General features: G+C 38.1%; 25 protein-coding genes, 1 tRNA gene and 1 pseudogene. 25 read left to right on the top strand and 2 right to left on the bottom strand.

The features are described from left to right. Positions 1-133: 133 nt before the first annotated feature. A complete protein-coding gene (locus tag LEUM_RS01605; RefSeq protein ID WP_011679206.1) occupies positions 134-1,294 on the top strand; it encodes an LCP family protein in 1,161 nt (386 codons plus the stop codon). A 49-nt stretch (positions 1,295-1,343) separates the two neighbouring features. Here LEUM_RS01605 and LEUM_RS01610 read toward each other — a convergent pair whose 3' ends face one another. Further along, a complete protein-coding gene (locus LEUM_RS01610; protein WP_011679207.1) occupies positions 1,344-1,745 on the bottom strand; it encodes a YbaN family protein in 402 nt (133 codons plus the stop codon). 59 nt (positions 1,746-1,804) lie between these two features. Between LEUM_RS01610 and LEUM_RS01615 the strand changes: the two genes are divergently transcribed. The 22 genes and pseudogenes from LEUM_RS01615 to LEUM_RS01720 all read left to right on the top strand — a co-directional run bounded on the left by LEUM_RS01615 (position 1,805) and on the right by LEUM_RS01720 (position 22,424). Continuing rightward, on the top strand, positions 1,805-2,728 hold the full coding sequence (locus tag LEUM_RS01615; protein WP_011679208.1) for a Ppx/GppA phosphatase family protein: 924 nt from the start codon (positions 1,805-1,807) through the stop codon (positions 2,726-2,728). Then, positions 2,721-3,926, top strand: coding sequence for a hydroxymethylglutaryl-CoA reductase, degradative (locus LEUM_RS01620; RefSeq protein WP_011679209.1), 1,206 nt, complete (start codon positions 2,721-2,723; stop codon positions 3,924-3,926). Before LEUM_RS01615 ends, LEUM_RS01620 begins: the two co-directional genes overlap by 8 nt. After that, the gene (locus LEUM_RS01625) at positions 3,910-4,860 is read left to right on the top strand and encodes a hypothetical protein (protein ID WP_011679210.1); all 951 of its coding nucleotides are present in this window, start codon (positions 3,910-3,912) and stop codon (positions 4,858-4,860) included. The genes LEUM_RS01620 and LEUM_RS01625 overlap by 17 nt, the downstream gene beginning before the upstream one ends. Before the next feature lie 41 nt (positions 4,861-4,901). Further along, complete coding sequence (locus LEUM_RS01630; RefSeq protein ID WP_010284065.1) at positions 4,902-5,606, top strand: NAD-dependent protein deacylase; 705 nt, start codon at positions 4,902-4,904, stop codon at positions 5,604-5,606. Positions 5,607-5,707: 101 nt separating this feature from the next. Further along, positions 5,708-6,625 (top strand): cation diffusion facilitator family transporter, encoded by a 918-nt coding sequence (locus LEUM_RS01635; protein WP_011679211.1) that lies wholly within the window; start codon positions 5,708-5,710, stop codon positions 6,623-6,625. Between the two features lie 374 nt (positions 6,626-6,999). Further along, positions 7,000-8,394 carry an Nramp family divalent metal transporter gene (locus LEUM_RS01640; RefSeq protein ID WP_011679212.1) on the top strand — a complete coding sequence of 465 codons (1,395 nt, stop codon included), beginning with the start codon at positions 7,000-7,002 and terminating at the stop codon, positions 8,392-8,394. Between the two features lie 38 nt (positions 8,395-8,432). Then, a complete protein-coding gene (locus tag LEUM_RS01645) occupies positions 8,433-8,900 on the top strand; it encodes a universal stress protein (RefSeq protein WP_010290864.1) in 468 nt (155 codons plus the stop codon). A gap of 84 nt (positions 8,901-8,984) precedes the next feature. Beyond that, positions 8,985-9,329, top strand: coding sequence for an ArsR/SmtB family transcription factor (locus LEUM_RS01650; protein ID WP_011679213.1), 345 nt, complete (start codon positions 8,985-8,987; stop codon positions 9,327-9,329). A 48-nt stretch (positions 9,330-9,377) separates the two neighbouring features. Beyond that, positions 9,378-9,461 (top strand) — tRNA-Leu (locus LEUM_RS01655). 182 nt (positions 9,462-9,643) lie between these two features. Next, a pseudogene (locus tag LEUM_RS01660) lies at positions 9,644-11,277 on the top strand (peptide ABC transporter substrate-binding protein). 291 nt (positions 11,278-11,568) lie between these two features. After that, the gene (gene rihC, locus LEUM_RS01665) at positions 11,569-12,516 is read left to right on the top strand and encodes a ribonucleoside hydrolase RihC (protein ID WP_011679215.1); all 948 of its coding nucleotides are present in this window, start codon (positions 11,569-11,571) and stop codon (positions 12,514-12,516) included. Between the two features lie 76 nt (positions 12,517-12,592). Then, entirely contained in the window at positions 12,593-13,312 is a 720-nt protein-coding gene (gene rsmG / locus LEUM_RS01670; RefSeq protein WP_011679216.1) for a 16S rRNA (guanine(527)-N(7))-methyltransferase RsmG, read from the top strand. Between the two features lie 18 nt (positions 13,313-13,330). Then, the gene (locus LEUM_RS01675; RefSeq protein WP_004164768.1) at positions 13,331-14,092 is read left to right on the top strand and encodes a ParA family protein; all 762 of its coding nucleotides are present in this window, start codon (positions 13,331-13,333) and stop codon (positions 14,090-14,092) included. Continuing rightward, positions 14,082-14,981, top strand: a complete 900-nt coding sequence (locus LEUM_RS01680; RefSeq protein ID WP_010280682.1) for a ParB/RepB/Spo0J family partition protein — start codon at positions 14,082-14,084, stop codon at positions 14,979-14,981. Before LEUM_RS01675 ends, LEUM_RS01680 begins: the two co-directional genes overlap by 11 nt. After that, entirely contained in the window at positions 14,981-15,190 is a 210-nt protein-coding gene (locus LEUM_RS01685; protein ID WP_011679217.1) for a DUF951 domain-containing protein, read from the top strand. The genes LEUM_RS01680 and LEUM_RS01685 overlap by 1 nt, the downstream gene beginning before the upstream one ends. Position 15,191: 1 nt before the next feature. Further along, positions 15,192-16,292: a redox-regulated ATPase YchF gene (ychF, locus tag LEUM_RS01690; RefSeq protein WP_011679218.1), complete on the top strand. Its 1,101-nt coding sequence runs from the start codon at positions 15,192-15,194 to the stop codon at positions 16,290-16,292. A 44-nt stretch (positions 16,293-16,336) separates the two neighbouring features. After that, positions 16,337-17,035 (top strand): DUF1129 domain-containing protein, encoded by a 699-nt coding sequence (locus LEUM_RS01695; protein WP_004164763.1) that lies wholly within the window; start codon positions 16,337-16,339, stop codon positions 17,033-17,035. Between the two features lie 36 nt (positions 17,036-17,071). Further along, entirely contained in the window at positions 17,072-17,764 is a 693-nt protein-coding gene (locus LEUM_RS01700) for a response regulator transcription factor (protein ID WP_004164761.1), read from the top strand. Further along, the gene (locus LEUM_RS01705; protein ID WP_011679219.1) at positions 17,761-18,846 is read left to right on the top strand and encodes a sensor histidine kinase; all 1,086 of its coding nucleotides are present in this window, start codon (positions 17,761-17,763) and stop codon (positions 18,844-18,846) included. Before LEUM_RS01700 ends, LEUM_RS01705 begins: the two co-directional genes overlap by 4 nt. Positions 18,847-18,853: 7 nt before the next feature. Next, positions 18,854-20,188 carry a D-alanyl-D-alanine carboxypeptidase family protein gene (locus tag LEUM_RS01710; protein ID WP_011679220.1) on the top strand — a complete coding sequence of 445 codons (1,335 nt, stop codon included), beginning with the start codon at positions 18,854-18,856 and terminating at the stop codon, positions 20,186-20,188. Between the two features lie 134 nt (positions 20,189-20,322). Further along, on the top strand, positions 20,323-21,024 hold the full coding sequence (nagB, locus tag LEUM_RS01715) for a glucosamine-6-phosphate deaminase (RefSeq protein ID WP_010285057.1): 702 nt from the start codon (positions 20,323-20,325) through the stop codon (positions 21,022-21,024). A 47-nt stretch (positions 21,025-21,071) separates the two neighbouring features. Beyond that, a complete protein-coding gene (locus LEUM_RS01720; RefSeq protein ID WP_011679221.1) occupies positions 21,072-22,424 on the top strand; it encodes a glucose-6-phosphate isomerase in 1,353 nt (450 codons plus the stop codon). Positions 22,425-22,543: 119 nt separating this feature from the next. Here the strand turns inward: LEUM_RS01720 and LEUM_RS01725 are convergent, their stop codons facing one another. Further along, positions 22,544-23,158, bottom strand: a complete 615-nt coding sequence (locus LEUM_RS01725) for a GntR family transcriptional regulator (protein ID WP_011679222.1) — start codon at positions 23,156-23,158, stop codon at positions 22,544-22,546. A gap of 215 nt (positions 23,159-23,373) precedes the next feature. Here LEUM_RS01725 and LEUM_RS01730 point away from each other — a divergent pair, with 215 nt between their 5' ends. Next, on the top strand, positions 23,374-24,567 hold the full coding sequence (locus LEUM_RS01730) for a quaternary amine ABC transporter ATP-binding protein (protein WP_011679223.1): 1,194 nt from the start codon (positions 23,374-23,376) through the stop codon (positions 24,565-24,567). Next, on the top strand, positions 24,560-26,275 hold the full coding sequence (locus LEUM_RS01735; protein ID WP_011679224.1) for an ABC transporter permease/substrate binding protein: 1,716 nt from the start codon (positions 24,560-24,562) through the stop codon (positions 26,273-26,275). The genes LEUM_RS01730 and LEUM_RS01735 overlap by 8 nt, the downstream gene beginning before the upstream one ends. The last annotated feature ends 15 nt before the right edge of the window (positions 26,276-26,290 follow it).

Genomic DNA, 26,290 nt, shown 5'->3' on the forward strand with positions numbered 1-26,290 from the left:
ATGTCAACAAAAGCTCTAAAATAAATCGGCTAACCTAATTAATATGGCGTTATTATTAACTTAATTGTATTAGCGCCATTCTTGGTTTTAATGGTATAATATTAAATCAGGATATCCCTGGGGGTACAAAACAATGGATAATAACATGAGTCGAATGGCACGTCAAAATCAAGCGCCAAGACCAGACGATAAGCAACCACGAAAACCTAAAAGACGACATAAAAAATGGCGTTGGATTGTTAGTATAATTGTTATTCTGTTGATTATTGGTGGCGTTGTGATATCGATGCTATTGAGTAATATCAAAGAATCGGTTGATACAATGCATCGTAGTGCGAATATTACAAAAGCTCGCGATGTTAACCAAGTCTTAAAAGATGGCAAACCATTTTCAATTTTAGTACTAGGTACAGACACAGGTGCTTTAGCACGTGATCGAACAGGGTTAACCGATTCTATGATGCTAATCACTGTTAATCCAAAATCTAAAACAACGACAATGTTGTCAATCCCTCGTGATATTATGGTTTCAATTGTCGGTCGAGAAGATACTTTTCCACAAAAACTTAATGCTGCATTTCCAATTGCTGGTGTTGGGGCAACGATGTCTACGTTGCAAAACTATTTGAACGTACCAATTGACTTTTACGCTCTGGTTAACATGGGCGGACTTGAAAAAGTTATTGATCAAGTAGGTGGCGTGAAAGTTAAGTCTCCACTAACATTCACTTATCAGCCTGAAAATGACAAGTCTGATGTTTATAAATTTTACAAAAATCAAGAAAAATATGAATATGCCTCTGATGGTAAGAATTTTAAAACGTATACGACAATGGATGGCTACGCCGCGTTGTCATTTTCAAGAATGCGTTATGACGATCCAGAGGGAGACTACGGTCGACAAAAGCGTCAACGGCTAGTTTTGAAAGCTTTGGTTAAAAAATCAGCCAGCGCTAAAACTCTACTGAATGCAAAGTTTATGAAATCAATATCTAAAAATGCAGAAACAGACTTAACTTATAATAATGTGACAAAAATTGCTTTATCTTACATGGCAGCCACTAAAAATCAGAAATCTGATCATTTACAGGGCGTTGGTGATATGTATAATGGTGTGAGTTACCAAATGGTGAAAGCATCAGAAAAGCAACGTGTTACAAATCTACTACGCAAGTCATTAAACTTGGGCAGTAAAACAACAGGCACACAGTTTGGTAGTTCGGTACCCGTACTATCTTATGGCGTTGCTGAATATAACTTAAATGTTATTGGTGAAACATTAGACGCGCAATAAAAAAATACTTCCCTCATATTTGTTTGAGGGAAGTATTTTTTTATTTGAATTACTCACGTGTTTTTGCTTTGGTAAAGGGAATGCCATCGCGCCAAAGATAGCCACGATAGTAGCTTTCCATTGATATAATCTGTGTTAACGAGGTGAGTGGTAGTACCCATTTTAGCCAAACCATATCTGTCTTGAAAAATGGGATAGCCATCATGGCAGCAGTCACTAAATAAATTAAAGCCCGCCCCTTTAGTGATAGTTGCCGATCAAAAACAGCTTCGTCAACGTACTTTTGATAATATTTATTGTTGTGTAGCCAACTATCTAGCTTTTTAGAAGATTTAGACCACAAAATTGCGGTTAGGACATAAAATCCTGTTGTTGGCAAGCCGGGAATCCATATCGCGATGGTACCAATAGCAAAACTGAGCGCCCCAAGGGCAATTAATAGTATTTTCATATATATAGTGTACCATCACATGGTACAATTAAACTAATAAAATTGATTAGGATGTCTATATGAGCTATTTAGCAATCGTTGATCTTGGTAGTAATTCTGCCAGAATGGTAGTCGAAGAGCTGCATGATGATGGTACTCATACTGAGTTAATCCGCGAAAAAAGAGACACGCGCATTGCTCAAAATATGGGAGAAGAACTACTACTAAAAGAAACACCAATTTTGCGTACTATTGAGGCGCTAAAATATTTTCAATCTAAATATATCAATTTTCATCCGAAAGTCCGTGCGATTACAACGGCAGCAGTTCGTATGGCTAAAAATCAAACTGAGTTTTTAGATCGTGTCGCACGAGAAACGGGAATTCAGTTTCAAGTTTTGACGGGTGATCAAGAAGCATATTATGATTATTTGGGTGTGATCTCAACCTTAAATGTTACCGAGGGTGTGATTCTAGATACTGGTGGTGCTTCAGTTGAATTGATTGCTGTGGATAATCGACGCAGCAAGGAAGCTGTAAGCTTATCTTTTGGTGCAGTTACTTTATCAGAACAATATCACTTAGCTAATAATATCATGCCGAACAATCTGGCTTCCGCAAGTGATTATATATTAAGTCAGTATAACACGTTGCAGTGGTTGGAAACGCAATACCAAAAGCCAGTTATTTTATTAGGTGGGGCAAATCGTTCGCTCGCGCGTATGGCACGTACACGACTTGGTGAAACCGAAGTAAGTATGATTCATGGATTTGAGATGCCAGTTGACTTAGTTGAGCAGATTTTTGAAGAAATCCGACAGATGACACGAAAAGAACGTGAGAAAATTGCCGGATTAGAAACTTCTCGCGCTGATATTATCGTCAGTGGCTTACTACCATTATTGAATCTTATGAGAAAAATTAATTCACCTAAAGTTATATTTTCAGAAAGCGGGGTTCGCGAAGGTCTAATTGCTGAGACTTTAGCACAGCAGGATGAGTAAAAAATTTTATGAATTAACACCCGATGAGCGTTTACTCGCATTAAATTTAAAAGAAGATATACGATTATCATTTTCAAGTCGTCAAAGCCCAGTTAACGCTCAAATGGTTGAGAATTACATTAGTGATTTTCGCATGCCAATGGGCGTTGTTCATGATATTCTGATTGATGAACAACATTTTAGAGTGCCGATGGCTATTGAAGAACCAAGTGTGATTGCAGCAGCTAATAATGGTGCCAAAATGTTATCTAATGGGGTTCATGTCATCATGGCGGATACTGCTATGATCGGCCAAATGCTGCTGGTTGATGCTGCTGGTGTGGATGAATTCATTAACTTACATCGCGATGAGATTTTTGCTAAGGCAAAGCAAGCCAAACCATCGATTTATAAACGCGGTGGTGGTTTGCGTGATGTTCGAGTAAGAAACATCTCGAAAACGGAAACGAGTGTTGACTTTATTATCGACACAAAAGACGCAATGGGCGCTAATATTGTTAATACAATTTTAGAAGCAGAATTACCATTGTTTGAAAAGTTCATACCTTTAGGTGTGATTTTATCTAATTATGCCACAAATCAATTGGTCACAGTGACTGGTGATGTCGATTTTGAGCGCATAGGTGGTCGTGAAGTAGCTCAGAAAATAGTCGCATTAAACCATTTTTCCAAAAACGATCCTTACCGTGCAACTACGGAGAATAAAGGTCTTTTTAACGGCATTAGTGCTGTGGTTTTGGCGACGGGTAATGATTGGCGAGCTGTAGAAGCTAGTGGTCATGCCTATGCAAGTCGTGATGGTCAATACCGTGGTTTAGTAACTTGGACAATTTTAAACGGTAAACTTCATGGTGAGCTGACATTGCCTATATCTGTTGGCACGGTTGGCGGTGCAATTTCGGCTATGCCAGATGCTAAGCAGGCCTTGTCAATCATAGGTGATGTGAATGCTGACACACTTCGTGGTGTGATTTTATCTGTTGGGTTGGCGCAAAATTTAGCAGCCTTAAAATCAATTGCCTCAGGCGGTATTCAACGGGGACACATGCGAATGCAGTATCGCGCGTTAGCGATGCAAGTAGGCGCAAAAACTGATGAAATTGCCGCAGTAGTATCACGGCTAATATCCCTCAGTCATGTGGATGCAAGTGTTGCCAAAAAAATATTAATGGAGATAAGAAATGAACCCAAAAATTAAAGATTTGTTGGATAACGTTAATGGTGTCTATCCAGGAACTGTGATGACACGTGTTAATGGAGGAGAGACTGGGGAATTACATATCGACCAAGTTTCACAAGAAATTTTAGGACAACGTTTGCTAATAGAAATTGCTAACAAAACTGAGAGTGATTTCTTGCTTGGTAATGAGTTATTAAAAATGCTATTAACATTAAATGGCATTGCCCCACAAGTATTTTTTGCGCTAACATTCAATGATGGAAAATTAGACGATCAGCTGATACAAATTGCAACGCGCATGCATCGTACAGTTGTTCATGCAATCACCTATCGTGAATTAGCTAAGCAAGGCATTACAACTTCTGCGACGGTAAAGGCTTATTTTTCTGGGCTTAACGCTGAGTTAACGCCTGAAAATGGTGAAGTGGATGATGAAAGTTTATGGCGTTTACTCATGATCTTGGATGCATTAGTATTTGCTAATACGATTTCTGACAGCAGTTTTGTTGCCGAGTTGCAACAAAAATATCCGCTAGCTTACACGGCCGCGAGTTCGCTTATTAAACCTGTAATGGCAGCTGATCTGAAGCAGGCACGTAATATTCGTCATCAAATGGTTTCTTTGTTTGAAGGCATTGACGAAGTATTGACAAGATGGGGCAAACCTACTGTAAACGCTAAAGAATATGTCACATTAACAAGTGTCTTGTCAAAACGTCAATTGGATTTACCAGTTAATCAAGTATTTACAATATATCATTCGGAAATGACCGATTTTCAGACGCAGAAGACAGCTTACGTTGGGCTAAGTAAAAATGATAATCAAAATAGTTTTGTAGTATCGCCACCGGATAATGAAGCTGATAAACCAACCTTTTTCAAAGAACTATATGCTCTAAAAGTGTCGGAACTATTCCAAAAGTTAGCGCTACCTTACATTGAAAGAGACTAAATTAATTATTATCAGTTAACATTCATAAAGAAAGGATATTCATGTTAGTCACAGCAGAAATTCAAAAGCGCTTTGACAACGCCAAAAATATTGTATTCATGACCGGAGCGGGTGTTTCAACTTTATCAGGAATACCGGATTACCGTTCTAAAGGTGGTATTTATGATGGCATTAGTTTGCAACCTGAATACCTATTGAGTGCAACAGCTTTTCATAATGAGCCCGAAAAACAGTATCAATTTATGATTGATAATATGTACTTTCCCGAGGCTGTTCCAAATGTTATTCACAAAAAAATGGCAGCTTTAACTCGACAAGGTAAGGCCAAAATTATCACGCAAAATGTTGATGATTTGCATGTCAAAGCGGCATCGGATCCAGAAAAATTGATCCGTTTTCATGGCTCATTATATGATGTGTATGCGCCTGTTGATGGCCAGAAATCTCCCTATCAGGATTACTTGCGTGCAATGAGACGTGCAGACAATGCCCTATTACGTCCGCGAATTACATTTTACGAAGAAATGCCTTTTGACGTTAAAAAATCAGCCCTATGGGTACGAAATGCTGATTTAATTGTTATTGTAGGCACTAGCTTTAAAGTTTATCCTTTTGCTGGATTATTGCAGTATGCTAGTCCGGCAGTTCCGGTGATGTCAATCAATTTTGAACGTATTGCTACGCCATTTGATGTGGATCAGATTGTTGGGGATGCAGGCGAATTCTTTTCAGAGTTAAAACTTTAAATAAATATGAATACCTAAAAAGTAGCAGATTAATCTGCTACTTTTTTAAATATATGAATTATTTTTCAGATAAAGTGTTAAAATAGAATCGAGGTGAAAATATGAAGAAACCAATGGAGCAGTTAAAAATGAAACAAATGCCTTATTTAATAGGTATTTCTTTAAATATGATTTTTGTTTTATCTGAGTTAGTATTTGCTAAATTAGCACATTCAACCGCACTATTTGCTGATGCTTTCCACAATTTAAGTGATGTATTAGCATTAATGATCGCTTGGCTTGCAGTTGTAGTATTTGGTCTACAAGCCACTAAACGACATACTTATGGATGGCATAATATGTCCATTCTAGCTAGTGTATTTAATACAATTTTGTTAATATTTGCGGTGATAACGATTTTTTACGAGAGTATTCGTAATTTGATTTTGCCAGAAAATACTGTTACTACAGGCTGGTTAGTGATGGTTGTTGCAGCGGTTGGTATCGTGATTAACTTTGCCACTGCTATGCTTTTTAAAGCATCAGGTGTTCCTGATGAACATGGGCATCACCATGAACAAGATTTGAATGCCAAAACAGCTTACATTCATCTTTTAGCTGATGCTGGTGTGTCGGTTGGCGTGATTATTGCTGGACTTTTAATCCAAGTTACTGGTTGGCACGTCATTGATCCTATCGTATCAATGATTATCGGTGTTATTATTGCCGTGACTTCATGGCCAGTTATGAAATCAACATTTAACTTAGCATTAAATGGGGTACCTGATAATGTGAATGAGTCAGACGTTTTGCGATACTTATCAACACATGAAGGTGTGGAACAACTTCACGACTTACACATTTGGCCTCTTTCTACGACTGAAGCTGCCATGACTGTTCATCTATCTGTTAAAAAGAATGTAGATGAACAAGAATTATTAGCAAATATCTCTAGTGACCTACGAGAAAAATATGATATTAGCCATGTCACCATTCAAATTGAAACAAACGAATTTGATCAGTCTTGTAATGTTATTTGATATAAAGATAAAATTATGTCACGTAACTAATTTGTAATATTTTAATAAAATAGCGTTTTGCCCCTTTAATACAATGTTTTTCTATCATAAAATTGATAATACACAACTTTATTTTTTGTAAGTAAAAAATTTTTGTTGACGAATTTAGAATTGGGTGTATTATAAAGTATGTATTAGAGCGATTATAGCCGAGTTAGGTAATTTTCATAAGCTTTCAACAGCCAAGTTGAATGAAATTCTTTATGAAATTTATTTAGCACTTGATGTTTTATTTTGGTGTTTATCAATTGTCAAAAAGTGAATATTTCACGATATTTCAGTCAAGTCGAAATTCGTTTATTTAGCTCTGAGGAGAAATCTAAAGGAGAGATAGAATGCAAGATTCTACAAGTGTTAATCCGAAACATCACCTTGTTCAAAAAACTGAGGATGATTTAAGTTTATCGGATGTTAATGGTTCCATAGAAGTACCAGAAAATGGGTCATTTTGGCGTAAATTATTGGCCTTTTCTGGTCCCGGAGCCTTGGTGGCCGTTGGCTATATGGATCCGGGTAACTGGGTTACTTCGGTAGCCGGTGGTGCGCAATACCGTTATACATTGTTGTCTGTTGTTTTAATTTCTAGTTTGATTGCCATGATGCTACAGTACATGGCCGGTAAGTTAGGAATTGTTAAGCAAGAAGACTTAGCGCAAGCAACACGTGATCGTACAAATAAAGTTGGTGGATTCGTACTATGGATCATGACTGAATTAGCATTGATTGCTACAGATATTGCCGAAGTTATTGGAGGGGCTATAGCACTTCACTTATTGTTCGGTTGGTCAATGATTGCATCTGTTCTGACCACAGCTTTTGATGTTATTTTGTTGCTATTGTTGATGAAATTTGGTTTCCGTAAAATCGAAGCTATTGTCATGACATTGATCATTACTATTTTGGTTATTTTTGCTTATCTAGTTATTTTATCAACACCACAATTATCAGCACTGTTTGGCGGTTATTTGCCTCAATTACAGACTTTAAGCTCACATACGCCAATTGGTGGTGGTGATTCTCAGTTAACATTAACATTGGGAATTATCGGTGCCACTGTTATGCCACATAATCTGTACTTGCATTCATCAATATCTCAGACACGTAAAGTAGATAGAAGTAACAAGTCAGAACTTAAAGAAGCTGTTCGCTTCATGACTTGGGATTCAAATATTCAGTTGTCATTGGCATTCGTTATTAACTCATTATTGTTGATTTTGGGTGCAGCATTATTCTTTGGACATGCTGATAAAGTTGGTACATTTGGTTCAATGTATAACGCTTTGAAGGATAATTCAATTGCTGGTGCTATTGCATCACCAATTTTATCAACATTGTTTGCTGTTGCTTTGCTTGCTTCAGGACAAAACTCAACAATCACTGGAACGCTTACTGGTGAAATTGTCATGGAAGGTTTCTTGCACTTGCGCATTCCAATGTGGCTACGTCGTGTTGTTACTCGTGGTTTGGCATTGATACCAGTTGTTGCCTTCACGTTGATTTATGGTGGATCTGAGGGTAAGTTAGATGATTTGATGGTTCAATCACAAGTCTTCCTTTCAATTGCTTTGCCATTTACTATGGCACCATTAATCTATTTCACGTCTTCAAAGAAGATTATGGGAGAAGAATTTGCTAATCCAAAGTGGATTGCAACCTTAGGATGGATTGCATTTGCCGTTCTGACTTATTTAAATGTTCAACTTGTCGTACAACAATTAATGGGATCTTAATCAATATAGATACTAAGCGATACTAAAGGAGAGATAAAATGAGTGAATTAAACTTAAACATCGAACCAACACAATTTAAGAACATCTTAGTTGGTGTTGATGAATCAGAACAAGGTTACTTTGCTTTGGCAAATGCGATTCATCAAGCTAGCGAAGATGGTGCCACATTGACAATAGCAACAATTCTTGAAATGGGTGACCTATCAGCAATCGAAGCGCTACACCTTGACTTTATCAAGGAAAAGCGTGCTGAATTTGAAGCTAACCTCGTTCGTTACAAGGAATATGCGTTGTCAAAAGGGGCTACGAACGTTGAAACAGTTTTCGAAGATGGTTCTAAAGCTGGAGAAGTATTAGTCCAGAAAATTGCGCCACAAGTAGGTGCTGATTTAATTATTGTGGGTGCGCATTCTCGTGAAGGCTTCTGGGGATCATTAGGATCTCAAGCAGCTTACATTGCTCGCCATGCAAAAGTATCTTCAATGGTTGCACGTAAAGAGAATTAAACATCATTAATGAAAAGTCGCTAGATAGCGGCTTTTTTTGTTTTATTTAATACATTACGATATGGAGGCTGTTATAATTAAAATATGAAAAAAGAAGCCATCATAGAACTTGAAAAAATATTTAAACTATTAGGCAATAAGCAACGTCTGATCATTTTAGAATTGCTCAGAGAGCGCTCGTACAGTGTTTCAGAGATTATCAATTCTTTAGGTATGGAGCAATCTGCTGTATCACACCAATTAAAACTGTTGCGTGAGGCGCAACTTGTTGAAACAGAAAAACGTGGCCGCGAAGTATTGTATGGGTTAAGTGATTCACATATCTTAATTTTATTAGATAATGCGCTTAAACACGTGAGCCACACCATCACAGGAAATGTTAATGATACAACACGTCAAGTCAAAAAAGAAAAGCCAAAAAAAGGTTGACGAACAAATATTTTACTGGTATTCTAATATAGTTGTTTAATATTTAACGCCGCTGTGGCGGAATTGGCAGACGCGCTGGACTCAAAATCCAGTGGTGGCAACACCGTGTGGGTTCGACTCCCACCGGCGGCATCAACAAAAGTAGTAAACATAAAGCATTACACAATTATTGTGTAGTGCTTTTTTTGATCGTTATTTTTAAAAATGATGTTTTGTATCGTAAATGTAATACATTTTGTGTGCAAATGTTTTTCATTGTGCTAGAATAAAAAAATAGAGTAAATTTATGATGAGAATGTAGCGAGGAAAATATAATGAAAAATTGGCAAAAACTCACACTTGTGGGAGTAGCCCTTGTAGCGGTAGTTGGTGGCACTCGTGCTGCTGGATTGTGGGGAATAGTGGGAACAGCAATGATAAGACACTTCGCTTTTCATTACCAACACCACTAAACGGGTTAGATTCAGCGACAATTACTGATGAATATTCGATAACAGTTGTTGGTAACGCTGGTGAAGGCTTAATGCGAGCCGATAAAAATGGCAAGCCACAACCAGCATTAGCTAAGTCAGTTAAGTCATCTAGTGACGGTAAGACCTGGACAATCAAGCTGCGTAATGGGCTTAAGTGGTCCGATGGTAGCAAGTTAACTGCTAAAGATGTTGTGTATGCTTGGCAACGTGCCAATGATCAAAAAACGGCTTCGGAGTATGCCTATTTGTATAGCGGTATTAAAAATGCTGATGCTATTCAGGCAGGTAAAGTTGATAAGAAGGACCTCGGAATTAAAGCGAGTGGGAATACATTAACTGTTTCACTCGAAAAGCCAATGCCACAATTTAAGAGCTTGCTAACATTTCCAACATTTTTCCCACAAAAGCAAAGTTTTGTTGAGAAATATGGCAAAAAATATGGCACAACAACAAGCAAGACATTATATAATGGTCCGTATACTTTTAAAGGATGGAATGGAACCAATAACAAGTTTAAACTTGTGAAAAACAAGTATTATTGGGATGCAAAAAATGTTAAAACACCTGAAATTGATTTGCAAGTTGTTCAAAAGCCAGAAGTGGCTGTACAAATGTATAAGACGGGTAAGTTAGATTCAGCACTGGTTAATACGCCACAATTGTCACAGGCCAATAAAACAAATAAGGGCTACCGAATAACACCACAAGCCACAACGGTATTCTTAGCATATAATCAATCAGGAAATGTTAAAGCTCTAAATAACAAAAAAATTAGACAAGCACTGAATATGGTTACGAATCGTTCCGAGTTGAATTCCCAAGTTCTATCGGGCACTTCAACACCAGCAACATCATTTACACCTAAAGGCTTAAGTACTGTGAATGGTACGGATTTTGCCACATATGCTAAGCAAGATTATACGTATAATAAATCAGAGGCACAAAAACTATTCAAAGAAGGACTAAGTGAACTAGGTGAAAAGTCGATTACGCTTGAAATTGAAGCTGATACAGACCGAGTAGCAAATGCCAAAGATGTAGTCAACTATCTTCAAGGACAATGGAGTAAAAACTTGCCAGGTCTAAAGGTTACCGAAAAATTTGTACCATTTAAGCAGCGTTTGCAAGATGGAACTGACGCTAATTTCCAAGTTATGCTGACACAATGGGGAGCTGATTATGCCGAACCGACAACATTCCTGGATCTGGCTTCAACTGGCAATGCAAACAATTATAATCATAATTCTAATGCCGATTACGATGCTTTATGGAATAAGGCTAAGGGAGCTGATGCGACGAATGATACAAAGCGAGCTGCTGATGAAAAGGGACTTGAGAAGATTATTCATCAAGAAGCAATTTTGAACCCACTATATTATCAGGCACAGCCAGAATTGGTTAACCCCAACATTACTGGTTTCTATCATCATGCGGTCGGTGTACCACTGGACTTTAAGTTAGCTGCTCGTAAATAATGATTAGATAAAAAAGCACGCTAGAAAGCGTGTTTTTTTATTAGGCAATATGGTAAAAAAGAAAATAAAAAACCACGAAGCAGAATCTAAATCAAACTTGCTTCGTGGTTGCTGCAATCGAATCGACCGCTTTTCCTATTAAGCGGCCAAAACGATTGAGCGTTTTCCGTTAGAATTACTCAAAAGTTATGACCCCCTTTCCTAGATTGCTTATATAATAAATCTACTAAGCAGAAAAGTCAAACCTTTTGTTCTGGTATAATTAATTGAATAATATATAGAGGTAAAATAATGACGATTCCACTTATTTTTGATACTGATCCCGGCATTGATGATGCAGCAGCAATCGCAATTTTGTTAACTAATGATGACTTTGAAGTACGTCTGATTACGTCTGTTTCCGGTAATGTTTCGGTTGATAAGACAACAAACAATGTTTTGAAATTAACACACTATTTTAATCGACCAGACGTTAAGGTGGCCCGTGGTGCTGAGAAACCACTAGTCAAACCATTTAAGGATGCATCAAATATTCATGGGAAGAGCGGAATGCCAGGTTATGAATTTGGCGAGCTTTCTACCAGAACTATAAGTAAAAAAGCTGTAGATGCTATTCATGAAACGCTGAATAGCTATGATGATCAAACGACATTAGTAGCCGTTGGTGCATTCACTAATATTGCAAACTTAATTCAAAAGTATCCACAAGATTTACAAAAAATAGAGCGATTAATCGTAATGGGTGGTTCGCTTACCGGTGGGAATTTAACATCGGTGGCAGAGTTTAACGTATTTACAGATCCGGACGCAGCGAAAATTGTTTTTGAAAGTGATTTGGATATCACAATGATTGGGCTTGATGTTACTGAAAAAGCGTTGTTAACCAAAAAATCTATGTCTGAATTACTTCAGATGAATGAGACCGGAAAAATGCTGATGGGACTGTTTGGACACTATCAAGATGGTTCTAATGCTGGTGGTAAACCAATGCACGATGTCAATACACTTTATTACTTACTGCACCCTGAAAAATACAAATTAGAAGATTTATGGGTTGATGTCGTGACAGATGGACCTGCGATTGGTGCCACGGTAGCTGACATTCTTCATAGTACGCATAGCCAAACGAATGTTCATGTTGCTAAGGATATCGATGTACCTGCATTCAATGCTTGGTATTTACTACAAATTTCTGGTATTTCTGATGGAAATATTAATGCTGGAAGGCTTGAAAATTAAGCGTTTTTTAGGTATTCTGGTATTAGCTGAAACTGGCGCTTTTTCGTGCTGAATTAACTGAAATCGGAGCAGAATATTGACAAACGAAGACTTCATCGAAGCATTAAGTAGTGCTGGTATAACTTTAACAACACAGCAGGTTCGGCAATTTGAACGTTATTACGAGTTGCTGGTCGCAACTAATGAACACGTTAACTTAACGGCTATTACTGAAAAAAAAGACGTGTACTTAAAACATTTTTATGATTCTTTAACTGTAGCAATGTATGAACAAAAGTTAAAAAGCTCTGAAAGCACTTTAATTGATATTGGCACAGGCGCAGGTTTTCCGTCATTACCCTTGAAAATAGCCTTTCCAGACTTAAAAATTACAATGGTTGATGCGTTAAAAAAACGAGTTAATTTTTTGCAAGAAGTGGTTGATACGCTCGACTTAACCGGCGTAGAAATCGTTCACGGGCGTGCAGAAGATATAGGACAAAATCCAAAGTACCGGGAAAATTTCGATTATGCAACGGCTCGAGCAGTTGCCCGTACTAGTGTTTTGGCTGAGTATACATTACCTTTTGTTAAGATTGGTGGCAGATTCTTAGTCATGAAGGGATCAGCTGCCCATCAAGAGCTCCTCGATGGTCAAAAAGCATTAGCTATGCTTGGCGGTCAGGTTAACGAAGAGTTTGTATTTACACTACCAAATGGTGATCAGCGTTATATACAGATAGTAGATAAAAAAACAAAAACACCTAAAAAATACCCTAGGCAAGCTGGAACACCAAGCAAAAAGCCAATCTCATAAATAAAGGAGGCACCTAAAATGGCGCAAATAATTGTATTAGCTAATCAAAAAGGTGGTGTGGGTAAAACAACAACCAGTATCAACTTGGGCGCAGCATTGGCACAAGCTGGACAACGTGTGTTACTGGTTGATATTGATGCACAAGGGAATGCTACAAGTGGGTCAGGTGTTGATAAATCTTTGTTAGAGCACGATAGTTATGATGTAATCGTTGAACAAACGCCACTTCACGAAGTAATCGTAGCGACTGATAATTATGACCTAGTCCCAGCTACCATTCAATTGTCCGGTGCTGAGATTGAACTCGCTAAGCAACCGCAACGTGAGTATCGTCTAAAAACGGCACTTGAAACAGTGCGTGATGATTATGACTTCATTTTAATTGATAATCCACCAGCTTTAGGATTAATGACTGTCAATGCATTTACAGCTGCTGATGCTATTCTTATCCCGGTACAGACCGAATTTTATGCTTTAGAAGGTCTAGGACAACTACTAAATACGATTGAACTTGTTCGGCAGCAGTTTAACCCAGATCTTGATGTTGCTGGTATTTTGTTAACAATGTATGATGGACGAACGAACCTCGCCAAGCAAGTGGCCCAAGAAGTGCGTAGTTATTTTGATGATAAGGTTTATGATACAATCATCCCACGTTCGGTACGCCTGAGTGAAGCGCCATCTTATGGACAAGCGATTATTGATTTTGATCCACGGAGCGTGGGTGCACAAATGTACAACAATCTCGCACAGGAGGTTTTGAAACAATATGGTAAGTAAAAAAGGCGGGCTTGGCAAAGGCATGAATTCACTTTTTGGCGCAAATAATGTGTCAAAAGAAGCCGTTGAACATACAAAGGTGGTTACAAAAGAACAAGAAGCAACGGAACAAGTCGTTAAGTTACCATTGAAAGATATCCAACCTAATCCGTTTCAACCGCGGTATCATTTTGATGAAAGCAAGCTAAAGGAATTATCAGCATCTATTACAGAAAATGGTGTTTTGACACCAATTATTGTACGTCAAATTGGTCAAAAATTTGAAATCATTGCTGGTGAACGTCGTGTTCGTGCTTCAAAATTATCTGGTTTGAAATCAATTTCAGCTATTGTACGCCATGTCGATGATGACACGATGGCAGCACTGGCGTTGATCGAAAATTTACAACGTGATGATTTGGACGCTATCGAAGAAGCACAAGCTTTTGACGCACTTATGACACGCTTGCAAATGACACAGGCAGAAGTAGCTGAAAAAGTTGGTAAAGATCGCGCTACCGTTGCTAACTTACTGCGCCTATTGAAATTGCCGGAATCAGTACAAGTACTGATTCAAGATGGTGAGTTATCAATGGGACAGGCGCGAGCATTACTAGGATTAAAAAAGAAGCCGCAAATCGAAAAAGTAGCAGAAACAGTTGTTTTCCGTGGATTGAATGTTCGTCAAGTGGAAAACTTGGTCAGGCAAATGAATGATGGTGTACCCGAACCCAATACGAAAGAAATTTCACCCTTTGCTGTTTCTTTGTCTAACCAATTAGAAGAAAAGTTTGGGACCAAGGTCAAAGTCAACGCGGGCCGTAAGGGAAATGGTAAAATTGAAATTAATTATGTTTCCAATGAGGACTTAAGTCGCATTTTGGCATTGTTAGATATTGAGGTGGACTAATGGCAATAGCACCGGACTATAAACTTCATGATATCGTTGAGATGAAAAAGCCGCACGCTTGTGGCGCCAATTCTTGGGAAATTACACGTGTTGGTGCTGATATTAAGCTGTCATGTACGAATTGCGGTAGAGGCATTATGATGTCGCGTTTTGATTTTAACAAACGAATAAAAAAGATTTTACAAGTAGCAAATCAGAAAGAAGAATAAAATGGCACTAACTGCTGGAATCGTCGGCTTACCAAACGTCGGCAAATCAACACTATTTAATGCAATTACTAAAGCTGGTGCTGAAATGGCAAACTATCCGTTTGCTACGATTGAACCAAATGTTGGCATGGTAGAAGTCCCAGATACTCGCTTGGCGCGTATCCAAGAAGTTGTACCTGCTGATAAAATTATTCCAACCACGTTTGAATTTACCGATATTGCTGGTATTGTCAAAGGCGCTTCTCAGGGAGAAGGTTTAGGGAATAAATTTTTAGAAAACATTCGTCAGGTAAATGCTATTGTGCATGTTGTACGAGCTTTTGATGGGGATGAAATTATTCACGTGAATGGGGTAGTTGACCCGTTAGATGACATTGAAACAATCAATACTGAATTAATTTTGGCTGACTTAGAAGCTGTTGACAAGCGTTATTCTAAAGTTGCACGTGCGGCAAAAGGGAATGATAAAAATGCCAAAGCTGAGTTTGTTGTACTAGAAAAAATCAAACCAGTTCTTGAAGCGGGCAAGTCTGCTCGCACCATTACATTTACTGAAGAAGAGCAAAAAATAGTTAAAGGTTTGTTCTTATTGACAACAAAACCTATTTTATACGTTGCCAATTTGGCTGAAGATGATATGGCAGATCCAATGGGATCAAAGTATTTCAATCAAATTAAAGAGTTTGCTGCCACTGAAGGAGCTGACGTAATTGGCTTGTCTGCTAGCGCAGAAGAAGAAATTGCTCAATTGCCAGAAGAAGAAAAAGCTGAATTCTTAGAAATGGCTGGAGTAGAGGAAGCTGGTTTAAATAAGTTAATTCGAGCAGCCTATCACTTATTAGACTTACGAACGTTTTTCACTGCAGGTGGTAAAGAAACTCGAGCATGGACATTCACTGCGGGATCAAAGGCACCCCAAGCTGCTGGTGTGATACACTCTGACTTTGAAAGAGGATTTATCCGTGCAGAAACAATTGCATTCTCGGATCTTGATGAGTTAGGGTCTGTTAAAGCAGTCAAAGAAGCCGGAAAATTACGTTCAGAAGGTAAGGAATACGTTGTACAGGACGGCGATATTATTGAATTCCGTTTCAACGTGTAAATGGCGCTGATCGCGCTGTACATAATATTTTAGGGAGACATTTTATGTCAGAACAAAAAAGAGAATTGACGAAAAAAAATCAGGATTTTATCTTTCAATTTAAAAAGCTGTTAGCTCAAAACAGTAAATTGACTGGTGAACAAATTGAAGGTATTGTGACTGAGGTTGAAAATAATCTTCTTGAAACCCAAGGGAAAGGGCAGACAGCAGCGCAAATTTATGGTACGCCAACAATGGCTGTTCAGCAGTATCTTGATCCTAAGCGAACGGCCAAGAAACTTTTTGATTATAAATTTAGTACTTTGGCACTCGATACATCTTTAGCCATCTTCATGTTATTTGCTGTGGTATTTGGTTTGACATTGTTCTTTTCCAAAAATGCTAGTAACCAAGGTGCGGGAATCGTTTCCTTGCTTCTTATCGCAGCATTGGGTGGCTCAATCTATACAGGTGTAGTCTTAAAGTTAACACCAAATCCTAAAGCAAAAGACAAACAAGAACCAACGAGTCGTCGATGGGTTTACCTGTTAATGGCTGTTGTGGCTTGGCTTGGAGGATTTTTGATATTAGGTATGTTACCACAGGTAATTAATCCAACCTTACCACCAGTTGTATATATTATTCTTGGTGCCGCAGCATTTGGTGTCTTCCGTTGGAACCGTAAGAAATACGGTTTAACAGGTGGGTTCTTCGCAATCAGTCAATTATCACAGCAAGCACGTTTAGAAGCATCTAAAAAATAGTTACTATTGTTGCAGACATTTAAGAGGATAATATAAATGAAAATTTTAGTAGTTGATGATGACATCGAAATTGCAGAATTACTTGAAATTTACCTAAAAAATGAAGGCTATGAGCCAATTATGGCTGACGATGGTAAAGAAGCACTTTCTAAGTTGAATACAAATCCAGACATTGCTTTAATGATTTTGGATGTTATGATGCCAAACATGAACGGTTTAGATGTTGTAAAAACTGTTCGTAAGGATAGTCGCATTCCTATTTTAATGTTGTCAGCAAAATCTGGTGATATGGACAAAATTCAGGGACTAATTACAGGTGCGGATGACTACGTTACCAAGCCATTTAATCCGCTTGAGGTCATGGCTCGTGTTCGTTCATTATTGCGACGCGCGGAGAATGCTGTTCAAGATCAGACACCAGATGTCTTGGACATTGGCTCGCTAATAATTAATAAAGACAGTCACGAAGTCAAGACTTCTACGGGTGATTTGGTCAACTTAACGGCTTTAGAGTTTGGTATTTTGTATTTATTAGCATCGCATCCTAATCGTGTTTTCTCGGCAGATGATATTTTCGAGCGTGTCTGGCAACAAGAATCTGTTGTTTCTGCAAAAACCGTTATGGTGCACGTTTCACATTTGCGAGATAAAATTGAAGAAGCCACAAATGGCGATCAAGTTATTCAAACAGTTTGGGGCGTTGGTTACAAAATTGAAGTGAATCAATGACAAAAGTAGCATTGATATTAAAGCACAATCGTACTAAAATATATTATTTGGTAGTGACGATATTGTTACTACTTCTTTTTAGTTGGACAATCATGACTGGCTTTGATGCACTAAGACACCGATTTTCCTTTATATCGTTTAATATTTGGAATGTTTTAGAGTTTGTGACTTTTGTTTCAGGAAATATTGGTATTGTGTTTTGGCAGTACTTGAAGTGGCGCCGTGATGAAAGTTTGTATCGTTTGATTAGAGAGATGCGTCAGGTCGCACGTGAAAATTCTGACATGACAATTTCGTGGCGTGCTCCTTATGCGCCAACAACTCAAGCGCTGATTGATGTATCTAATACAATTGCTGAAAACACTCGTCGTATTAGAGAAGAAGAACGTCAGAGTGAACGTTCTAAGGATGAGATGATTACCAATATATCTCATGACTTGCGAACACCACTAACCGCTATTATCGGTTATCTTGGCTTGGTTGAAATGGGACAAGCATTGAGTGAAAAGGATCGAAAAAAGTATATTCACACAGCGTATAGTAAGTCTAATCAAATGAAGGTTCTAGTTGAGGATTTGTTTGAGTACTCACAGACACAGGCACAAGACGCCGCCTTAAATATTACGTCACTCAGTCTAAATGATTTGTTTGGCCAATTACTTGCTGGTTATGAATTAGAAGCACAAGAGAAGAATATTGCATTGAATCAATTAACAAATCCTGAGATGATTGTTATTGAGGCTGACTCTGATAAATTGGCACGCGTCTTAATGAATTTGGTTTCTAATGCGTTTAAATACGGTGATGGAGCTACTTTCATAAAACTTACGGCACAAATTGATGATAAAAATGTTGTTATTCGTGTAACGAATGATGGTGTCAAGATACCAGATGAGGCAATCGGGGATATTTTTGATCGATTTTATCGTGTTGAAAGTTCGAGAAATAGTAAAACAGGTGGCACAGGATTGGGACTTGCCATCGTGAAGGGGATTGTTGTACAGCATCATGGTAGTGTAGCTGTTGAGTCTGATGATGATATGACTTCATTCATTATTACATTACCGTTGAAGCAGACATGAGGGGAATATGTTACAAAATAAAAAGCATCAAGTGAAAAGAATATGGTTTATTATTACTGCATTAGTGGTTGTATTATTGGCTATATTTTTTATGGTTCCTCGTCATGAGCAATCAACGCAATCAACAACCAAGGTGGCAACAGTCGATGATCAGCCGGTTCAATTAAACACCAGTGCAACCTCTGCTTTAGTGGTTGATTTGACTACGGGGCAAATTTTGGGCCAAAAAAATTCTTCAAAACAGGTAGCCATTGCTTCGCAAAGTAAAATGTTGACAGCGTATGGCGTGCTTAAAAGTATTAAGTCAGGAAAAATAAAATGGTCTACGATGGTCCCAATTACTAGTAAGGCAGATTTATCGAAAGAAGACAGCCATTTGTTTTCTCATATCGCGATCAAAGCTGGAGACAAAGTATCAGTTCGTGAACTTTACGATGTCATGTTTGCTAATTCTGCTAACGATGCGGCTTTTGCATTGGGTGAGTTTGTGACTCCTAAAGGGGAAACAACACAACAGGCACTAGAATCATGGGCTAAAGAACTTCATTTGAGCGGTTCACAATGGTACAATTCTGCTGGACAAGTTAATGAGAATGCTTTTGAAAATGAAATCTCTTCGGCCCCTAAAACAGCTTCTAATAAAGCCAGTAATCAGCAACTAGCTATGATTGCACGAGCTATCTTAGAATTGGATCCTTCCCTGCGTCAATTATCAAAAAAATTAACGATTTCTTATCATATGACGCCTAACTTTGTTGTGACAGATAAAACTGATTATTGGCAATTAATGACTGAAACAATGCCCAACCTTAGTAACCCCAACCAGTTAACCATAGAGGGGCTTAAGACGGGATCTTCGCCTGAATCTGGTGCTGGATTCACTGGTTTAATTAAAGATAAAAACGGTCACGAATTCATAACTGTAGTCAATGGTATTGCTAATTACATGGATGAAACAAAGCGTTATCAAGAATCTCTGCGTATTGTTGATCAGGTATTAGCACAAAAACAGCCAAACTATATTAAAGAAAATCAAACAGTTGGCCATTTAAAAACGTTGACGTTTCCAAATACGAAGCAAGAACATATAATTGTTAAGGCTGCACAAACAAGGCATTATTGGACAAACAAGGGTGTAAAATTGGCATTTACACAACCTACTTTTGACTCAAAGTTAGCCAATATAAAAAAGAACCAAACCGTGGGCTATACAACAGCAGCGTTGAATGCTCAATATCTGCCTTATGCTCAAAAAACAGAAAAAAGGATTTCATTAAAATCAACTTCCTCATCAAAACCAGTTAATTGGTTTGTTAAATTTTGGCGTGATAGAACAAAATAATTGTTAAATTGACCATAATTGGTCTTTTTTTATGTCATCAAATACTTCTCGAAAAACTTGCTACAAGACTAGAAAGGTGTTATTATATTGGTATAGACCAAAACGGTATAGACCAATTTGAAAGAGGTTGGATTATGAACATTATTAGAGTAAAAGATGTTGAACAAAGTGCAGAAAAAGCACTCGAAATTTATCAAAATGCTGTGCAACATGGTGCGAAGGTACTGGGTTTGGCAACTGGATCAACACCAATACCCTTATATCAAAAATTGGCAACTAGCCAAATCAATTTTTCTGAATTAGTGTCGATAAACTTGGATGAATATCTTGGCTTGGATGGCGAAGACGAGCAGAGCTATCGTTATTTTATGACTAAACACTTATTTCAATATAAACCATTTAAACATTCCTATGTTCCAGACGGTAAGTCTGAGGATCATGAAGCAGCAATTAAAGCTTATGACAGAATTATTGTTGAGCATCCAATCGATTTACAATTATTGGGCATTGGACGCAATGGACACATTGGTTTTAATGAACCAGGAACATCGTTTGATTCAACTACTCATATTGTGAATCTTACACAATCTACAGTTGCCGCCAACGCTCGTTTCTTTGAGAAGGAGTCGGATGTGCCCACGCAAGCAATTTCTATGGGAATTGCTTCAGTAATGTCTGCAAAGAAAATTTTGCTGATAGCCACTGGAGAAAGCAAAGCAGAAGCAGTGGCAGCTACTATCAATGGTCCAATAACCGAAGATGTACCAGCATCTATTCTTCAAAAACATTCAGACGTTACGATCATTATTGATGAGGCAGCAGCATCAAAGTTGTGATAGAATAAACTTGTAACCGATTTCATAATTTTTAATAGGAGTAAAAAATGGCACACATTACATTTGACACAAAGAACATTGAGAATTTTGTTGCAGATCATGAACTTGATGAAATGCAACCGCTAATCAAAATGGCGGACGAGCAGCTTCGTAATCGAAGCGGTGCTGGGGCAGAATATTCTGATTGGATTACCTTACCAACAGATTATGATAAAGACGAATTTGCCCGCATTCAAACTGCTGCTCAGAAGATCCAATCTGATTCGAAAGTCTTGGTTGTTATTGGTATTGGTGGCTCATATCTTGGCGCAAAAATGGCTGTTGATTTCTTGAATCCAATGTTTAATAATGAACTGGCTGACAATCAACGTCAAGGTGTTAAAATTTATTTTGCTGGTAATTCAACATCTGCTTCGTATATCAACGATTTGGTACGAGTAATTGGTGATCAAGACTTTTCAGTTAATGTTATTTCAAAGTCTGGGACAACAACAGAACCATCAATTGCTTTCCGCGTGTTCAAACAATTATTGGAAAAGAAGTACGGTGCTGAGGCCGCTAAGCAACGTATTTATGCTACAACTGACGCGAACCGCGGTGCATTACACGATGAAGCAAAAATTTCAGGATACGAGACATTTACAATTCCTGATGGGGTTGGTGGTCGCTTTTCTGTCTTAACGGCGGTCGGTCTTCTACCAATTGCTGCTTCCGGCGCTGACATTGAAGCCTTGATGACAGGTGCTAGAGATGCTCAAGAAGAGTATTCTGATTCAGATATAAAAAATAACGAAGCTTACAAATATGCTGCTGTTCGTCGTATATTGTACGACAAGGGTTATACAACTGAACTATTGATCAACTGGGAACCAACGATGCAATACTTGTCTGAGTGGTGGAAACAGTTGATGGGAGAGTCAGAAGGTAAGAATCAAAAGGGCATCTATCCATCATCTGCAAACTTCTCAACAGATTTGCATTCTTTGGGCCAATATATTCAAGAAGGACGTCGTGATTTATTTGAAACAGTTGTTAAACTAGATAATCCAGTTTCAAATATTGATCTTCCTCATGAAGATGGCAATAATGACGGGTTGCAATACCTTGAGGGCGTTACAATTGATGAAGTAAACACAAAAGCTTCGCAAGGTGTTACATTGGCTCACGTTGATGGCGGGGTACCAAACTTGGCTGTCCACTTGCCAGCACAGGATGCCTATTCATTAGGATATTTGATTTACTTCTTTGAAATCGCTGTTGGTGCATCAGGATACACATTCGGTATTAACCCCTTCAACCAACCAGGTGTTGAAGCTTACAAAACAGCAATGTTTGCCTTATTGGGTAAGCCTGGTTATGAAGAACAAACGAAGGTTTACCGGGCTCGTCTAGGAAAATAAGTTAATTAATCATATTTTATAACAGTATGCTCTTATCTTAAGTTTAAGGTAAGAGTTTTTTATATGAGAAAATAAAAAAGGCCTAGCAGGCCATGATAATATGATGAAAAATTGATTAGTTATTGAAAAAAATTTTGGACAGCATGAAAGGCCATTTCGGTGCCAACAAAATAAAGCGTGTCACCACTTTCAATGACAGCATAAGGTCCAGGCGATACTACAAGTTCTTCATTATGTAAAATAGCGATTATTGTTGCGCCAGTATTTTGCCATATATTCAGATTGCCAATTGATTCACCAAGTTGCTTAGAAGAATCTGATAAGCTAAATTCATAAGGAGTTAGTGGGTTATGACGCTGTACACGTTGCGTTTGGTCAAATAAAGCCGTTAGGGAATCAGAAAGACTATTTAAAGACGTTCTTTGGGTCTCAATTAAATCGTTAATCTGATCATGAATTGTTTGAATATTAGTAGTTTCTTGGGCCTGATTTAAAAAATATTTTGCTCTTTCACGTGATAATACTTCAATACCACTACCGTGTATTGGTTTAACAATATCGAGGTCCGATAAAATATTAATAGCCTTTCGGGCAGTTTCGGCTGAAACACCAAATGTTACTGACAAGGTTGACCTAGCGTGAAGCTTGGAACCAACCTTGTACTCATTATTAACGATTTTTTCAGCTATTTGAAAGGCTATTTTTCGGTAACGCGGTTCTCTGATTTTTGACATTTTTATATCCTGCAAGTTCAAAATTTGACACAAGTGACAATCTATGTAAAAATTGAAGTTGTCAATTAAAGAGACAACTTGTTATAAAGTATAGGTTGTCACTATATTTTATACGGAAATTCGAAAAGAAGCAAGGAGGAGATGTGTGTGGTGTCATTAGAAATGATGTGCATGATGTAGTATTTTTATATTACGCGGCACCACCACTTTAGAACATGCCAAAAGTAGAAATTAAGCATCTCACCAAAATATTCGGTAAGCGTCCAAAAGCTGCGATGAAAATGGTGAAGCAAAACAAAAGTAAGAACGAGATCGTTGAGAAGACAGGGAGCACGGTTGGTGTCTATGATATCAACATGTCCATTGAAGAAGGCGAGATTTTTGTCATCATGGGTCTTTCTGGTTCAGGAAAATCAACTTTAATTCGCTTGCTAAACCGTCTGATTGAACCAACTGCGGGTCAATTGTTTATTGACGGTCAAGAAATTACTAAATTGAATAAAAAACAGATGATAGAAATTCGTCGTAAAAAAATGAGTATGGTTTTCCAGAACTTTGCTCTATTTCCACACCGTACTTTGTTAGAAAATACAGAGTATGGTTTAGAAATTCAAGGTGTAGGCAAAGAAGAACGCCGTAAACGAGCAGAACAAGCCTTAGAAAATGCCAAATTGCTATCGTTTAAGGACCAATATCCACACCAATTATCTGGTGGTATGCAACAACGAGTTGGTCTGGCTCGTGCACTAACCAATGATCCTGATATATTATTGATGGATGAAGCTTTTTCAGCATTAGATCCATTAGTACGTGGTGAAATGCAGGATGAGTTGCTAGATTTACAAGCTAACGTTGAAAAAACAATAATCTTTATTACTCATGATTTGAACGAAGCGCTTCGTATTGGTGACCATATTGCCATTATGAAAGATGGTCGTTTACAACAAATTGGTACTGGAGAAGAGATTCTTACGAACCCAGCCAATGATTATGTGAAAACATTCGTGGGTGATGTTGATCGTTCTAAGGTATTGACGGCTGATAGTATTATGATCCCAGCTTTAACATCGAACATTTATGTTGATGGGCCAACTGTTGCTTTGAGAAAAATGACAGCAGAAGAAGTTTCAGGCCTCGTTGCAGTCAATCGTCACCGTCAACTTGAAGGCTATTTGTCATCAGAAGAGGCGGTTCGCGCACGTCGTGAAAAGTTGCCACTTGCAGATGTTCTAACAGAAATGCCAAAGATTAAACCTGACACGCTTATCATGGATATTATGCCTATTATTTACGATGCTCAGACACCTGTGGCTGTTGTAGATGATGATAACCGTTTGAAGGGTGTTGTTATTCGTGGCGCGGTATTGAAGGCGCTTGCTGATACAGAAGGGGAAGATGACAATGAATAATTTAGTAAGTATTCCAAAAATTCCACTTGAAGATTGGGTCAGTTCAGCGGTTTCATGGTTAACTACTAATTTATCCGGATTTTTTGATGCCATTCAATCTGGCGGTCAATACATAATGGATGCTTTAACAAATGGTTTAACTGCTGTACCCATGGCACTAATGATTATTGGTATCACAGTAATTGCCATTGTTACGACACCGAAAAAGATTGGCTTTCCGTTATTCACACTTTTGGGACTTTTGTTAATTGCCAATCAAGGACTTTGGTCTGACTTAATGAATACCGTTACATTGGTAATCATGGCGTCTATTGTTTCGTTGATTATTGGTATACCCCTTGGAATTTTAACAGCAAAGTCACAAAAGACTGCGGTAGTTGTTCAACCAATCTTAGACTTTATGCAGACTATGCCAGGATTTGTTTATTTAATTCCTGCTGTTGCCTTCTTTGGAATCGGTGTGGTTCCTGGTGTGTTTGCTTCGATAATCTTTGCCCTACCACCGATGGTTCGTATGACTAGTTTAGGTATTCGTCAAGTTCCAGTTGATTTGGTTGAAGCAGCTGATTCATTTGGATCAACTACTTGGCAAAAGTTGTTTAAATTAGAACTTCCTAGTGCAAAAAATACTATTTTAGCAGGCGCTAACCAAACAATCATGTTGGCATTGTCGATGGTTGTCACAGCTTCTATGATTGGTGCACCAGGTCTTGGGCGTGGCGTCTTGTCTGCGGTTCAACACGCTGATGTTGGTTCTGGATTTGTTAACGGGCTTGGATTGGTGATCTTAGCTATTGTTATTGATCGTTTTACACAAAAGTTTAACACCCAACCCGGACAAAAAGCGGTGACAAAGCCATGGCGTCGTTGGACAGTACTTGCGGCTTTGTTGGTTATGATTGGTGGAGGTGTTGTCAACACTTTGACTTCCGATAAAACAACAGGTCAAAAAGTTACTATTGGCTATGTTGAGTGGGATTCAGAAGTTGCCTCTTCGAATGTGCTGGCTGAATCATTACGTCAACATGGATACGATGTCACGTTAACGCCATTAGATAATGCTGTTTTGTGGCAGTCGCTATCTAATAATCAAATTGATATTTCAGTTTCAGCATGGTTGCCAGATACACACAAAGCTTTGTATGATAAGTACAAAAATGATGTAACATTGCTTGGCCCTAACTTGAAAGGTGTTAAAACTGGATTAGTTGTTCCTGATTATATGGATGTAAATTCCATTAGTGATTTAACAACTCAAGCAAATAAGACAATCACAGGTATTGAGCCGGGGGCCGGTGAAATGGCCACAGCTGCTAATGCTTTGAAGTCGTATTCAAACTTATCGGGTTGGAACTTATCATCCTCATCTTCTGGTGCTATGGTATCAGCATTGGATAAAGCTTACAAAAATAAGCAAGATGTTGTGGTGACCGGTTGGTCACCACACTGGATGTTTAGTAAGTACCACTTGAAGTTCTTGTCTGATCCAAAAAACGTGTTTGGATCTGGAGAAACCATTAATACGATTGTGAATAAGAAGTTTAAAACTTCTAACCCCAAGGCCTATAAGGTTGCTGATAATTTTAATTGGACGAAAGATGACATGGAATCAGTCATGCTCGATATTCAAAATGGTCAAACACCAAAGCAGGCTGCTGCTAAATGGATTAAGTCACATCAAAAGTTAGTTGATAGTTGGTATAAATAAAAAAATAACGCTAAG

Source organism: Leuconostoc mesenteroides subsp. mesenteroides ATCC 8293 (genome assembly GCF_000014445.1).
Classification (GTDB): Bacteria; Bacillota; Bacilli; order Lactobacillales; family Lactobacillaceae; genus Leuconostoc; species Leuconostoc mesenteroides.

Bases quoted from the DNA above. Each gene is read 5' to 3' on its own strand.
- LEUM_RS01605 (WP_011679206.1), top strand. From the start codon at position 134: ATGGATAATAACATGAGTCGAATGGCACGTCAAAATCAAGCGCCAAGA.
- LEUM_RS01610 (WP_011679207.1), bottom strand. From the start codon at position 1,745: ATGAAAATACTATTAATTGCCCTTGGGGCGCTCAGTTTTGCTATTGGT.
- LEUM_RS01615 (WP_011679208.1), top strand. From the start codon at position 1,805: ATGAGCTATTTAGCAATCGTTGATCTTGGTAGTAATTCTGCCAGAATG.
- LEUM_RS01620 (WP_011679209.1), top strand. From the start codon at position 2,721: ATGAGTAAAAAATTTTATGAATTAACACCCGATGAGCGTTTACTCGCA.
- LEUM_RS01625 (WP_011679210.1), top strand. From the start codon at position 3,910: ATGAACCCAAAAATTAAAGATTTGTTGGATAACGTTAATGGTGTCTAT.
- LEUM_RS01630 (WP_010284065.1), top strand. From the start codon at position 4,902: ATGTTAGTCACAGCAGAAATTCAAAAGCGCTTTGACAACGCCAAAAAT.
- LEUM_RS01635 (WP_011679211.1), top strand. From the start codon at position 5,708: ATGAAGAAACCAATGGAGCAGTTAAAAATGAAACAAATGCCTTATTTA.
- LEUM_RS01640 (WP_011679212.1), top strand. From the start codon at position 7,000: ATGCAAGATTCTACAAGTGTTAATCCGAAACATCACCTTGTTCAAAAA.
- LEUM_RS01645 (WP_010290864.1), top strand. From the start codon at position 8,433: ATGAGTGAATTAAACTTAAACATCGAACCAACACAATTTAAGAACATC.
- LEUM_RS01650 (WP_011679213.1), top strand. From the start codon at position 8,985: ATGAAAAAAGAAGCCATCATAGAACTTGAAAAAATATTTAAACTATTA.
- rihC (WP_011679215.1), top strand. From the start codon at position 11,569: ATGACGATTCCACTTATTTTTGATACTGATCCCGGCATTGATGATGCA.
- LEUM_RS01675 (WP_004164768.1), top strand. From the start codon at position 13,331: ATGGCGCAAATAATTGTATTAGCTAATCAAAAAGGTGGTGTGGGTAAA.
- LEUM_RS01680 (WP_010280682.1), top strand. From the start codon at position 14,082: ATGGTAAGTAAAAAAGGCGGGCTTGGCAAAGGCATGAATTCACTTTTT.
- LEUM_RS01685 (WP_011679217.1), top strand. From the start codon at position 14,981: ATGGCAATAGCACCGGACTATAAACTTCATGATATCGTTGAGATGAAA.
- ychF (WP_011679218.1), top strand. From the start codon at position 15,192: ATGGCACTAACTGCTGGAATCGTCGGCTTACCAAACGTCGGCAAATCA.
- LEUM_RS01695 (WP_004164763.1), top strand. From the start codon at position 16,337: ATGTCAGAACAAAAAAGAGAATTGACGAAAAAAAATCAGGATTTTATC.
- LEUM_RS01700 (WP_004164761.1), top strand. From the start codon at position 17,072: ATGAAAATTTTAGTAGTTGATGATGACATCGAAATTGCAGAATTACTT.
- LEUM_RS01705 (WP_011679219.1), top strand. From the start codon at position 17,761: ATGACAAAAGTAGCATTGATATTAAAGCACAATCGTACTAAAATATAT.
- LEUM_RS01710 (WP_011679220.1), top strand. From the start codon at position 18,854: ATGTTACAAAATAAAAAGCATCAAGTGAAAAGAATATGGTTTATTATT.
- nagB (WP_010285057.1), top strand. From the start codon at position 20,323: ATGAACATTATTAGAGTAAAAGATGTTGAACAAAGTGCAGAAAAAGCA.
- LEUM_RS01720 (WP_011679221.1), top strand. From the start codon at position 21,072: ATGGCACACATTACATTTGACACAAAGAACATTGAGAATTTTGTTGCA.
- LEUM_RS01725 (WP_011679222.1), bottom strand. From the start codon at position 23,158: ATGTCAAAAATCAGAGAACCGCGTTACCGAAAAATAGCCTTTCAAATA.
- LEUM_RS01730 (WP_011679223.1), top strand. From the start codon at position 23,374: ATGCCAAAAGTAGAAATTAAGCATCTCACCAAAATATTCGGTAAGCGT.
- LEUM_RS01735 (WP_011679224.1), top strand. From the start codon at position 24,560: ATGAATAATTTAGTAAGTATTCCAAAAATTCCACTTGAAGATTGGGTC.